This is a genomic window from Methylomonas aurea (assembly GCF_024505045.1).
GTDB classification, from domain to species: Bacteria; Pseudomonadota; Gammaproteobacteria; order Methylococcales; family Methylomonadaceae; genus Methylomonas; species Methylomonas aurea.
Genome location: NZ_JANIBM010000036.1, coordinates 1 through 12180 on the forward strand (window position 1 = coordinate 1; position 12180 = coordinate 12180).

Annotated in this window: 14 protein-coding genes and 2 rRNA genes; 15 read left to right on the forward strand and 1 reads right to left on the reverse strand. The window is 53.5% G+C overall.

Annotated features, from left to right (window positions below):
• Positions 1–109, forward strand: a 23S ribosomal RNA gene (locus NP603_RS18450); the annotation flags it as partial.
• A gap of 166 nt (positions 110–275) precedes the next feature.
• Positions 276–391, forward strand: a 5S ribosomal RNA gene (gene rrf, locus NP603_RS18455).
• Positions 392–544: 153 nt separating this feature from the next.
• Here rrf and NP603_RS18460 read toward each other — a convergent pair.
• Positions 545–1033, reverse strand: a complete 489-nt coding sequence (locus tag NP603_RS18460; RefSeq protein ID WP_256612326.1) for a TlpA disulfide reductase family protein — start codon at positions 1031–1033, stop codon at positions 545–547.
• Between the two features lie 93 nt (positions 1034–1126).
• Here NP603_RS18460 and serA point away from each other — a divergent pair, with 93 nt between their 5' ends.
• The 13 genes from serA (at position 1127) to ybgF (ending at position 12178) form a co-directional block, all read left to right on the forward strand.
• On the forward strand, positions 1127–2710 hold the full coding sequence (serA, locus tag NP603_RS18465; RefSeq protein WP_256612327.1) for a phosphoglycerate dehydrogenase: 1584 nt from the start codon (positions 1127–1129) through the stop codon (positions 2708–2710).
• On the forward strand, positions 2707–3348 hold the full coding sequence (locus tag NP603_RS18470) for an HAD-IB family phosphatase (protein ID WP_256612328.1): 642 nt from the start codon (positions 2707–2709) through the stop codon (positions 3346–3348). Before serA ends, NP603_RS18470 begins: the two co-directional genes overlap by 4 nt.
• A gap of 68 nt (positions 3349–3416) precedes the next feature.
• Complete coding sequence (locus NP603_RS18475) at positions 3417–4166, forward strand: YebC/PmpR family DNA-binding transcriptional regulator (protein WP_256612329.1); 750 nt, start codon at positions 3417–3419, stop codon at positions 4164–4166.
• A gap of 32 nt (positions 4167–4198) precedes the next feature.
• Entirely contained in the window at positions 4199–4696 is a 498-nt protein-coding gene (ruvC, locus tag NP603_RS18480) for a crossover junction endodeoxyribonuclease RuvC (RefSeq protein WP_256612330.1), read from the forward strand.
• Entirely contained in the window at positions 4693–5295 is a 603-nt protein-coding gene (gene ruvA, locus NP603_RS18485) for a Holliday junction branch migration protein RuvA (protein ID WP_256612331.1), read from the forward strand. Before ruvC ends, ruvA begins: the two co-directional genes overlap by 4 nt.
• Complete coding sequence (gene ruvB, locus NP603_RS18490; RefSeq protein WP_256612359.1) at positions 5295–6329, forward strand: Holliday junction branch migration DNA helicase RuvB; 1035 nt, start codon at positions 5295–5297, stop codon at positions 6327–6329. Before ruvA ends, ruvB begins: the two co-directional genes overlap by 1 nt.
• The gene (gene ybgC, locus NP603_RS18495) at positions 6326–6742 is read left to right on the forward strand and encodes a tol-pal system-associated acyl-CoA thioesterase (RefSeq protein WP_256612332.1); all 417 of its coding nucleotides are present in this window, start codon (positions 6326–6328) and stop codon (positions 6740–6742) included. Before ruvB ends, ybgC begins: the two co-directional genes overlap by 4 nt.
• Entirely contained in the window at positions 6742–7419 is a 678-nt protein-coding gene (tolQ, locus tag NP603_RS18500) for a protein TolQ (RefSeq protein ID WP_064020548.1), read from the forward strand. The genes ybgC and tolQ overlap by 1 nt, the downstream gene beginning before the upstream one ends.
• Positions 7420–7463: 44 nt before the next feature.
• On the forward strand, positions 7464–7874 hold the full coding sequence (tolR, locus tag NP603_RS18505) for a protein TolR (RefSeq protein WP_371928902.1): 411 nt from the start codon (positions 7464–7466) through the stop codon (positions 7872–7874).
• 10 nt (positions 7875–7884) lie between these two features.
• Positions 7885–9396 carry a cell envelope integrity protein TolA gene (gene tolA / locus NP603_RS18510; protein WP_256612334.1) on the forward strand — a complete coding sequence of 504 codons (1512 nt, stop codon included), beginning with the start codon at positions 7885–7887 and terminating at the stop codon, positions 9394–9396.
• Between the two features lie 26 nt (positions 9397–9422).
• Positions 9423–10697 (forward strand): Tol-Pal system beta propeller repeat protein TolB, encoded by a 1275-nt coding sequence (gene tolB / locus NP603_RS18515; RefSeq protein WP_371928905.1) that lies wholly within the window; start codon positions 9423–9425, stop codon positions 10695–10697.
• A gap of 63 nt (positions 10698–10760) precedes the next feature.
• Positions 10761–11324: a peptidoglycan-associated lipoprotein Pal gene (gene pal / locus NP603_RS18520; protein ID WP_256612336.1), complete on the forward strand. Its 564-nt coding sequence runs from the start codon at positions 10761–10763 to the stop codon at positions 11322–11324.
• A complete protein-coding gene (gene ybgF / locus NP603_RS18525; protein ID WP_256612337.1) occupies positions 11324–12178 on the forward strand; it encodes a tol-pal system protein YbgF in 855 nt (284 codons plus the stop codon). The genes pal and ybgF overlap by 1 nt, the downstream gene beginning before the upstream one ends.
• The last annotated feature ends 2 nt before the right edge of the window (positions 12179–12180 follow it).

Sequence of the window (12180 nt, forward strand, 5' to 3'; positions counted from 1 at the left end):
TCTAAGTCCCCTGAAGGGCCGTTGGAGACGACGACGTTGATAGGCACGGTGTGGAAGTCCAGTAATGGGCGTAGCTAACGTGTACTAATTGCCCGTGAGGCTTGACCATATAACACCCAATGCGTTTGGGTTGTCATAAGACAATCGCTGAACAAAAACTGAGAACGACAAACTCGCTACAGATTTCCATGAAAAACAGGTTAACCGCGAAAGCCGGCAAGCCAGTGAGCTTGAAACCTGTGCATGACGGCTGCAACAGCAGCCCAACCAGTTTGCTTGGTGAACATAGCAAGCGTGAACCACCCGATCCCATCCCGAACTCGGAAGTGAAACCGCTTAGCGCCGATGATAGTGTGGCAGGTTGCCATGTGAAAGTAGGTCATCGCCAAGCTCTTAAATATAAAGCCCGTCTAAACAACGGGCTTTTTTTTGCCTATACTCTTCTCACAGCTGCGTGCGCCAGACAACCTGCAGTATGCGATGGCTCAATCCAGGTACGGGACACGTAAGGCTGCTAATCCGCCTAGAGAGTTGTTCAATTCGACTACATAGCGGCAATTCGTGCTCGCCAGTCAGCTAAATTGAATCGACCAATCACCCGAGAAACTATATTCCTTTCCCGGTCAATCAAAAAACTGCTGGGCGTCAACGATACATCTCCAAAGGCTCTCACATGCGCCCCTTCGATATCCAATGCTACTGCATAGGGCAGATTGCGCATTTCGCTTAATTGCTTTACTCGACTGGGAATGTCGTAAGGCATGGTTACTGCAATTATTCGCAAACCATTGTTGGCGAATTGTTCGTGCAAAGCGATTAAATCGGGAATTTCTTCGATACAGGCGCGGCAGTCGGTTGCCCAAAATGTGACCAATACTGGCTGACCGCGCAAATCATGAAGCACAATTTGCTCGCCCCTTAGCGTGGTGAATACGGAATCGGGAGTGATTGTCTTGAATCGAGTTTGTTGCCAAAAAACTATCGCCAAGATGCACGCAGCGATAATTGCACCAAGTGCGCGTTTTTGTTGCATAGGCGTTAAATTCGGGGCGGCTTGATTGGTCTTGGGGCGATTATAGCAAAGCTGCTAAAATGGCCGAATTGCCCATCAATTCTGGTTTCGGTTATGAAAAAAATTCTGATTTCCGACAAACTCGCGGAAGACGGCGTTAACTTTTTGAATGCTCAAGAAGGGATTCAAATTCATATTCAGACTGGATTGGATGAAGATGAATTATGCGAAATGATTGCAGAATACGATGCGCTGTTGATCAGAAGCGATACCCAGGTCACGAGACGGGTGTTGCAGTGCGCGAGCAAGTTAAAAGTGGTTGGACGAGCGGGTATTGGAGTCGATAACGTCGATTTAGAGGCTGCTACCGAACAAGGTGTCATCGTAATGAACACGCCCGACGCGAACGCAACGACCACGGCGGAATTGGCGATAGCCCATATTTTCTCGTTAAGCCGGAATTTGCCCACCGCCAATCTCTCGGTTCGGCAAGGAAAGTGGGAGCGGGCCAAACTGATGGGCGCGGAAATTGCCCACAAGACGCTGGCTATTTTGGGGTTCGGTACTATCGGTCGGATTGTTGCTCAAAGGGGGCATGGCTTGGGGATGCGGATAATCGCTTATGATCCTTACGTTGCTCCCGATGTGTTTGCTAAACACGGTGCGGAAATGGTCGATCTGGATACCTTGCTTAAACAGGCAGATTATTTGACGCTGCATTGCCCGCTATTGGAAAAGACTAAGAATATCATCGGCCCTCAACAATTGGCCATGATGAAAAAATCGGCAAGGCTGATCAATTGCGCCCGTGGCGGGTTGGTCGACGAAGCGGCGTTATACGATGCGTTAAAGGAAGGACGTATCGCAGGGGCGGCGTTAGACGTTTATGAAAACGAGCCACCGGCCGATTCCCCTTTGTTGAGTTTGGATAATATTGTGTTTACTCCTCACCTTGGGGCGTCCACCAAAGAAGCGCAAATTGCAGTCAGCGTCGAAATTGCGCGTCAGGTTGTCAAGTACCTGCAAACCGGCGAAGCGGTTAATGCCTTGAATCTACCTAGACTTTCAGCCGAAGAGCTGAACGAGGCGCAGCCTTTTATGAACCTGGCGAATATTCTGGGTAAGGTCTTGTTGGGTTTAATCGACCGGCCGATCGAAAAACTGGAAGTTGCCGTTTTCGGTAAGGCCGCTCAAGTCAAAATCAGGCCGATATCGGCGGAAGCCATGGTGGGTTTGTTTAAAGGCCAGCTTTCGACTCCGGTTAATCGGGTCAATGTCGAAAATATCGCCAAACGCCAGGGTATCGCTTTGGTTGAGTCGCAGACCGAAGAAGCTGAAGGCTATCAATCGTTGATTAAAATCACCGGACATTGCGCGGATAAGGAGGTGTCTCTGTCGGGCACCTTGCTCGGACATCAGCATCCCCGGTTGGTCGGTATCAATCACTTCGAAATCGAAGTGGTACCCGAAGGAGCATTGTTGATCACGCGCCATGACGACAAGCCGGGCGTGATTGCGGCGATCAGTTCGATACTCGGTACGGCCAACATCAATATCACCCGCATGCAGGTCAGTATCGCCGACCAAAACCAATTGGCGATGATGGTGATCAGCGTTTCCGACCCTTTAAACGAACAAGTATTAAAAGCAGTATGCGAAGTGCCGGCAGTGCATACGGCGAGGCAAATCGTATTATGAGTTTTGACGTAGTCTGTTTTGATTGTGACAGTACCTTGAGTCGGATCGAAGGAATAGACGAGTTGGCTCGGCGCAATGGGATATTCGATGAAGTGGCGGCATTGACGGATGCGGCAATGAATGGCGAATTGGCGTTGGAAGAGGTTTATGCCAAACGCTTGGAATTGATCAAACCTGACAAAGCCGCGATAGATTGGTTGGCCGCCTTGTATATTTCCGAGTTGGTCGACGGCGTTGCCGAAACCGTTGCCGCGTTACAAGCGAATGCCAAACAAATCCATATTATCAGCGGAGGATTGCGGCAAGCGATTCTGCCATTGGCGGAACGGCTGGGTATTCCGGAGCAGCACGTGCATGCGGTCGATATCGAGTTCGACGCCGACGGCGGGTATTCGGATTTTGCTCGGCATTCGCCGCTAGCCGTCAGCGGCGGCAAGGCCAGAATTTGCAGGAGGCTTAGAATGCACCATTCAGCCCTGGTGATGATAGGCGACGGCAAGACCGATCTGGAGGCTAAGCAGGCCGGGGCTTATATGATCGGGTTTGGCGGCGTGGTTCGCCGGCCTTTGGTGGAAGAACAAGCGGATTGCTACGTCGCGGATGCGTCGCTAACGGCCATTTTGCCGCATGTGCTGTAACGAAGCTCGATAAGCCGGATTGACGATGGTAAAATCGGCAAATTTTTTAGAGGATTCAGAGAGATACAATGGCAGGGCATAGTAAGTGGGCGAATATCAAACATCGTAAAGGTGCGCAAGACGCCAAACGGGGCAAGATTTTTACCAAACTGATCCGGGAAATTACTGTAGCGGCCAAAGGTCCGGGCGGCGGCGACGTTGCCAATAATCCCAGCTTGCGCGCGGCAATCGACAAGGCGCTCGGTGCCAATATGAAGCGGGACACCATCGATAACACCATCAAAAAAGCGATCGGCGCACTCGACGGCGATAATTACGAACAGGTGCGCTACGAGGGTTATGGGCCCGGCGGTACCGCGGTCATGGTCAATTGTCTGACCGATAACCGAAACCGAACCGTAGCTGACGTGAGACACGCCTTTTCCAAGCACGGCGGCAACTTGGGCACGGATGGTTCCGTGGCCTATCTTTTTCGCAAGGTCGGAATTATCAGTTTCCCCAATGGGGTGAACGAAGACGTGGTGATAGAAGCGGCGATGGAGGCGGGGGCCGAGGATGTCGTGACCAACGACGATGGGTCGATCGATGTGTTTACGGCGCCGGAGGATTATCTGAATGTCAAAGAAGCCATGGTTGCTGCTGGATTGGAGCCGGAAAGCGCGGAAGTCACAATGCATGCCGATACCAAAACCGAGTTGGACGCCGAGGCTGCCGAGAAAATGCTGAAATTGATCGACCGTCTGGAAGATTTGGATGACGTTCAGGATGTCTATTCCAACGCAGACATCAGCGACGAGATTATGGCCGCAATCGGCTAAATCGGCATTGGCGTTAAGCGGCAGTTAAGCGATTGGTCAGGATACTGGGTATAGACCCCGGCTCGAGAATTACCGGATATGGCGTGGTCGAGACGACGCCGCGTGGTGTCAAATACTTGGCAAGCGGTTGTATTCGGGTGCAGTCCGATAATTTTCCGGAGCGGTTGCAACAAATTTTCGATGGTGTCAGCCAGATTATAGAGTTGTATCGTCCCGAGCAGATGGCGATCGAGCAGGTTTTTATGCATAAGAACGCCGATTCGGCGTTGAAGCTCGGCCAAGCCCGCGGCGCCGCAATTTGCGCGACGATGAATAGGCGGCTACCGGTGTTCGAATACGCCGCGCGGCAAGTTAAGCAGGCGTTGGTCGGTAAAGGCAACGCGGACAAGCTGCAAGTGCAGCACATGGTGAAAATCTTATTGAATATTCAAGGCGAATTACAAATCGATGCCAGCGACGCGCTGGCTGTAGGCCTCTGCCATAGCCATTACCAGGAAACCGCGAAGCGTCTGCAGCAGGTGGGGTCGTGATCGGTTTTTTGCGCGGCAAACTGATCCATAAGGCGCCGCCGCAACTGTTGCTCGACGTGCAAGGAGTCGGCTATGAGGTCGAAGCGCCGATGAATACCTTTTACGATTTGCCGGCTTTAGGCGAGGAAGTCCGCTTACATACCCATCTGATCGTACGGGAAGACGCCCATATTTTGTTCGGTTTCGTCAGCGAAGGCGAAAGAAGTCTGTTCAGGACGCTGATCAAAGTTAACGGCATCGGACCCAAATTGGCGTTGACGATATTGTCCGGACAGACGACAGAAGAATTTTACCGTTGTATCGACGACAACGATGTGAAGGCTTTGGTGCGCTTGCCAGGGGTCGGCCAAAAGACCGCCGAACGCTTGATCGTGGAGATGCGCGGGCGCTTGCCTGAGCTAAATAAATTTACCGTTCGAGATTCAGGTGTCGGCCAAACCGCAGTGTCCAACGGCTCCGCGAAGCAGGAGGCCATTAGCGCGTTGTGTGCGTTGGGCTACAAACCCCAGGATGCGGCGCGGATGGCGCAAGCCGTTGCCAGCGAGGATAGTAGTTGCGAAGACATCATTCGCGCGGCGCTGCGCGGAGCGGTTAAATGATCGAAAGCGACCGTTTGGTCACTGCACTGGGCAGCAGCGACGAGGAAAGAGTCGATCGGGCGATTCGGCCGAAACGCTTAAAGGATTATGTCGGCCAGCGCGAATTGCGCCAGCAAATGGAAATCTTCATTCAGGCGGCGGTCAGTCGCGCTGAAGCTTTGGATCATGTGCTGATATTCGGCCCGCCGGGACTGGGTAAAACTACGTTGGCCAATATCGTGGCCACAGAAATGAACGTCAATATCCGGCAGACCTCCGGGCCGGTGCTGGATAAAGCCGGAGATTTAGCGGCTTTACTGACCAATTTGCAGGCGCACGATGTCTTGTTCATAGACGAGATCCACAGGCTGAATCCGGCGGTAGAGGAGGTGCTGTATCCGGCTATGGAAGACTACCAGATTGATATTATAATAGGCGAAGGCCCTGCCGCACGCTCTATCAAGCTGGATCTGCCGCCGTTTACGTTGATAGGAGCCACCACTAGGGCTGGATTATTGACCTCGCCTCTGCGCGACCGCTTCGGTATCGTCCAGCGCTTGGAATTTTACTCCGTCGAGGAACTGTCCAGTATCGTCAAGCGGTCGGCGCAAATGTTAGGCATCGGCATGGATGGCGGCGGCGCGGATGAAATTGCCTGCCGCTCGCGCGGTACGCCGCGCATCGCCAATCGCTTGTTGCGCCGGGTGCGCGATTTTGCCGAAGTGAAAGGGAACGGGGTCGTGACCCGCGAAACTGCCTCACAGGCCCTGGAAATGCTGAAAATTGATCCGCAAGGCTTCGATATGTTGGACCGCAAGTTGTTGGTGGCGATGATCGAAAATTTCCAGGGTGGGCCAGTGGGTTTGGATACATTGGCAGCGGCTATCAGCGAAGAGCGTGGTACGGTTGAGGATGTATTAGAGCCGTATTTACTGCAGCAAGGCTTCATCATGCGCACGCCGCGAGGCCGTGTCGCCACGCACAAAGCTTATAGCCATTTCGGTTTGCCTCAGCCCAAACGAGCACCAGGTAGCGACGATATTTTTAGCCTATGACGTCAGGACTGTCTGATACCGCAGTGTTCAACTGGCCGGTTAGGGTGTACTACGAAGATACCGATGCCGGTGGTGTGGTGTTTTACGCCAACTACCTCAAGTTTTTTGAACGGGCTAGAACCGAGTTTTTGCGCAGCTACGGGGTCGAACAAGACGCATTGGTTGCCGAGCAAGGTATTATTTTTGTGGTGCGCTCGGTAAAGATCGATTATTTGAAACCGGCTCGGTTTAACGAACTGCTGGCTGTTAGCGCCAAAATTATTGAAATAAAAAAAACCAACCTTACTTTTGAGCAGGCGGTTACCCGCCACCAGCAAGTTTTGTGCGCCGGCGAAGTCAGGATAGCCTGTCTCGATGCCCGGACCATGAAACCCAAACCGATTCCCTTCGCAATTTTGGAACAACTAAGCTAATGAATACCGATTTATCCATTCTGACGCTGGTCAAAGAAGCCAGTTTCGTCGTGCAGTTTGTCATGTTCATTCTGCTCTCGGCGTCGATTGCTTCTTGGACTTTCATTTTCTCCAAGCGTAAAGAGTTGAAGCAGGCCATCGAAATCACCGACGATTTTGAGGACGAGTTCTGGTCCGGCGTCGGTCTGGCCGAATTGTACAAAAAAATGTCCAGCGACCGTTTCGAGCCGGAAGGGATTGAAAAAATCTTTCTGGCCGGCTACCGCGAGTTTGCCAGAATGCGGCAAAAGGGCGATGTCGAGCCGGTGGTTCAGGTCGAAAGTGCCCAGCGGGCGATGCGTATCGAGTTGGCTCGGGAATTGGACCGGTTGGACGAAACGCTTCCGTTCTTGGCAACGGTCGGTTCGACTAGCCCTTACATAGGCCTGTTCGGTACCGTGTGGGGCATCATGAATTCGTTCCGAGCCTTGGGTGAGATCAAAAACGCCACGTTGGCCAACGTCGCTCCGGGTATCTCCGAAGCGCTGATCGCCACCGCGATCGGTTTGTTTGCCGCGATTCCGGCGGTGATAGCCTACAACCGTTTCTCGACTCGGCTGGACCGTTTGGCCGGCCGTTACGAGTTGTTTATTGACGAATTCGTAGTTCTTCTGCAAAGACAGGCGCACAGCAAATGAACGTAGGCGGCAGCAACCGTAAATCGCGCAAACGGCGCGGGCCGATGGCGGAAATTAACGTCGTACCTTATATCGACGTTACTTTTGTGCTGTTGATGATATTCATGATTACCGCACCGCTGGTACAAACCGGTGTCGATGTCGATTTACCGCAAGCCGAGGCGGAATCGGTCGACTTGCAGGACCAGACCCCGGTCATCGTGTCGATTAAAAAAGACGGCAGCCTTTATGTCGATATCGGCAACGGCGATGAAGAAGCGGATACACCAGTCGATGCTGAAACTGTCAAAACGCGGGTGGCGGCGGTGTTCCGGAACAACCCGAAGGCCCAGCTTTATGTACGCGGCGACCACGAGGTCGACTACGGCAGTATCGTCAAGGTCATGGTTGAACTGAAAAAAACCGGTGCACCGAAAGTGGGCTTGATGACTTCGCCGCCGCCCGAGAGCAAATAACGTCAGAATCATGAGAAATTTCAAACCTTCGTTTGTTTTGGCGGTGGCACTACACATTTTGATTGTGCTGCTGTTCAGTATCAGTTTCCTGACCGATAGCGATGATGCTCAGACTGCGCCACCCGCCGAGATTATCGAAGCTACCGTACTCGATGGTGCGGCAATCGATGCAGAAGCCGAGCGACTGAAGCAAAACGAAGAAAATAAGCGCCAGGCGGAGGTCGAGCGGCAGCAACATTTGGAAGACGCGCGCAGAGCCGAGGAACAAGCCCTGCAACAGGCTAAAAAACAGCGGGTATTGGAAGAGCAGAAAGCGTTGGAAGCCGCCGAGAAACGCAAGCAGGAGGCCTTGGCCGAACAAAAGCGCCAGGAATCGTTGGAAGCCAAGCGCAGGGAAGAGGAAAAAAAGTTGGAGGAGGCCAAGGAACGGCGGGCTCTGGAGGAAAAAAAGGCCAAGGAAGTCGCGGAAAAACAGAAACAGGCCGAATTGGAGAAACAAAAGGAATTAGCCGAAAAACAGAAGCAGGCCGAGTTGGAAAGGCACAAGGAAGCCGAGAAACAAAAGCAGTTGGAAAAACAAAAGCAACAGGAAGCGGAACGGGAGGCCAAGCTCAAGGAGCAAAAACTGGCGGAAGAAGCCAAGCTGAAACAACAGGAAGCCGAAGCCAAAAAACTGGAGCAGGAAAAGAAGCTTCAGGACCAAAAGGCCCAGGAACAGAAAAAACTGCAGCAACAAAAGGCCGAGGAAGCCAAACGCGAAGAACAGGCGCAACAAGCCAAGGCGGAAAAAGAAAGGCAGTTAGCTGAAGAAAAAGCCCGAGCCGAAAAGGAAAAACAGGCAGCACTGGCGGCAGAGAAGGCCAAACAAGTCGCCGAAGCCGAGGCCAAGGCAAAAGTGGAGAAAGCGGAAAAGGATCGCCAAGCTAAATTAGCGGCTGAAAAGGCCGAGAAGGAACGACTTGCCGCAGAAGCGGAAGCCAAAGCCAAGGCGGAAGCTGAGGCTAAGGCCAAGGCGGAAAAGGCTGAAAAAGAACGGCAAGCCAGATTAGCCGCGGAAGCGGCAGCGAAGGCGAAAGCCGAGCAAGAACGCCAAGCGGCAGAAGCTGCGGCGAAAGCCAAGGCCGAACAGGAACGGCAAGCGGCAATTGCCGCCGCCGAAAGGGCCGAGAAAGAACGCCAAGCCGCCGAGGCCGCTGCCGCTGCTGCGAAAGCCGAGCAGGAGCGCTTGGCGGCGGCTGCGGCCGAGGAAGCCCGCTTGAATGGGTTAATCAAAAGCAAAACCGAATCTGCCTGGATTAGGCCGATGGGGGCCGCACAAGGCTTGAAATGTACAATTCAGGTAAAATTGCTGCCCAGCGGCGACGTGATGGATGCGGTGGTAGTCGGCAGCAGCGGCGACCCGATATTCGACCGTTCGGCGGAGAACGCGGTCAGAAAGGCCTCGCCGTTGCCGGTGCCGCAAGACAAGATATTGTTCAACCAGAAGTACAGAGTTTTCAATTTATCGTTTAAACCGGAATAAACCACGGAACCCATAGAATGATTCTAATCAACAGAGTTTTAATCGGCGGCTTCATTGCCTCATTGCTATCGGTGGCCCAGGCGGCCGGTTTGACTATCGAAATCACCAAGGGCTCGCAAACCGCAGTACCTATCGCTATCGTTCCGTTTGCCCAACAAGGTTCTATCGGTAACGTCAAACTGTCCGATGTGGTCAGTTCCGACTTGGCCGGTAGCGGTTTTTTCAAAACCCTGGCCGAAGACGATATGTTGACTAAACCCAGCGAGCCGGAAAAGGTAAATTTTCGGGACTGGCAGGTGTTGGGGCAGGATTACATGACGATCGGTCAAGTTGTCGGTAACGGCAATAGCTTTAACATCCAGTTTTATTTATTCAATGTTCACAACGGTCAGTTGCTGATGGGGTACCGGCTGACTGCCGGTGCCAATGAACTGCGCCGCGCTGCGCACCATATCAGCGATTTGATTTACGAAAAACTGACTGGTCGAAAAGGCGCCTTCAATACCCGTATCGCTTACGTCACCAGCGTATCTCGGGGTAGCGGCAAACAGTACATGCTGCAAGTCGCCGATGCCGACGGCTACAACCCGCGGACGATAGCGGAATCTCCGGAACCGATCATGGCGCCGGCGTGGTCGCCGGACGGTAGCAAAATCGCCTACGTTTCGTTCCATACCAAACGTTCCGAAATTTGGGTGCAGACCTTGGCCACCGGTCAGCGCGAGAGCGTTGCCGCCTATCCCGGCATTAACGGCGCTCCAGCTTTTTCTCCTGACGGCAGCCGACTGGCGGTTACTTTGTCCAAAGACGGTAGTCCCGATGTTTACGTGCTGAATTTGGCTAACCGGGCCTTGACCCGCCTGACCAGCGGTTTGTCGATCGACACCGAGCCAACCTGGTCCCCGGATGGTTCGACGATCGTGTTTACATCGGATATGGGCGGCAAACCCCAGCTCTACAGCATGCCGGCGTCCGGTGGTAAAGCCAGCCGCTTAACCTTCCAGGGCGATTACAACGCCAGGGGCCGATTCTCGGCGGACGGCAGAAGCTTGGCGATGGTGACCGGCAATGGCGGCAGCTACCGAATCGCTGTAATGGATATGGCATCGCGCACCGTGAATGTGTTGAGTGAAGGCAATCTCGACGAATCGCCCAGTTTCGCCCCGAACGGCAGCATGATTCTGTTTGCGGCGACGCGTGGCGGCAAATCCGCTTTGTCGGTGGTCTCCACCGACGGCGCGATGCAGCAAAAATTGGCATTCGAGAGCGGCGGCGTACGTGAACCTGCTTGGGCGCCTTGATTGCAAAGCCGATAACCCTCAAACTATAGCTACCTGATTTTTATTTATTTTTGGAGAAACTTGATGAGATTCAATAAAACCTATTTGGCTTTGGCGATGAGTGCCGTTTTAATTGCCAGTGGTTGTAGTTCAACCGACGAAGAAGGCAGCTTGGCGGATTCCACGCAAGGTAGCGACGCTTCGACCAGCGGTTACAACGACGGCTCGATGTCAGGCAGCCAATTTGGTTCCGGCAACGGCTTCGGTTCGGGCTCGGGTTCGCACCTGGGTCCTGAATTCAGCGATCCGAACAATCCGTTGTCCAAACAAATCATTTATTTCGAGTTGGATAGCAGCCAAGTCAAGCAAGAGTACGTGCCGGTTGTGGCCGCCCATGCTCGGTATCTGGCTTCCCATCCTAACCAACACGTGATTCTGTCCGGCCATGCCGACGAGCGCGGTTCCAGTGAGTACAACATTGCGTTGGGCGAGCAACGCGCCAAATCGGTGGAGAGAATGATGCGTTCGCAGGGCGTCACCGCTGGGCAACTGGAAGTCGTCAGTTACGGTGAAGAAAAACCGGCTGTGTCAGGCCATGACGAATCCGCTTGGCAAATGAATCGCCGGGTTGAGGTCGGTTATCAATAATGGCTAAGCGTGCACTTCTGGCAGTGGGTTTGGGTCTGGGGTTAACCACCTCGGCATCGGCGGTTCCGGTCAACAGCGCCGGTACTTACCAGGCCGCGCCCAGCGATAACGCCATATTCGAAGTCCTGGGACGCCTCGAGCAGTTACAGTCGGAAGTGCAGCAATTGCGCGGCATGGTTGAAGAACAGTCGCAAACCATCGCCGATTTGCAGCGCAAACAAAATAATATGTATTCGGACCTGGACGATCGGATGCAGGCTTTATCGGCCGCTGGCCAGCCGGCGGCGGCCCAACCTGCTGTCGGCCAGCAACCGGATGCAGTGGTGGCACCTGCGCCTGCCGCGCAAACGGTGGCTCCGGCGGTAGCTGCAACGGTTCCGGCCGCTTCCGCTGCGTCTGCGGCGGCGCCAACACCGGCAGTTCAGCCGGCGCCAGCTCCGGTCCCCGAAACCAAGCCCGCTCCAACAACGGTTGCCGGTAACGAAAAGGAACGTTACCAAACGGCCTATGAGACATTGCGCAACGGCCACAACGCCCAAGCCGTAAAAATGTTTCAGGACCTGCTAAAGGATTTTCCGGCCGGCGAGTTTGCCGACAATTCCCAGTATTGGCTGGCAGAGGCCTACAAAATCAACCGCGAATTTGATGCGGCTCGTGCCGCGTTCAACAAAGTGGTCAGCCAATATCCGAATAGTTCGAAAGTGCCTGATGCATTATTGAAATTGGGCTATATCGAATTCGATCTGCAAAACACCGCAAAAGCCCGCGATTATCTGACCCGAGTCACTACCAGTTATCCCGGTACCACCGCCGCGCATTTGGCCGAGAAAAAACTGGCGCAAATGTCGCAATAGCC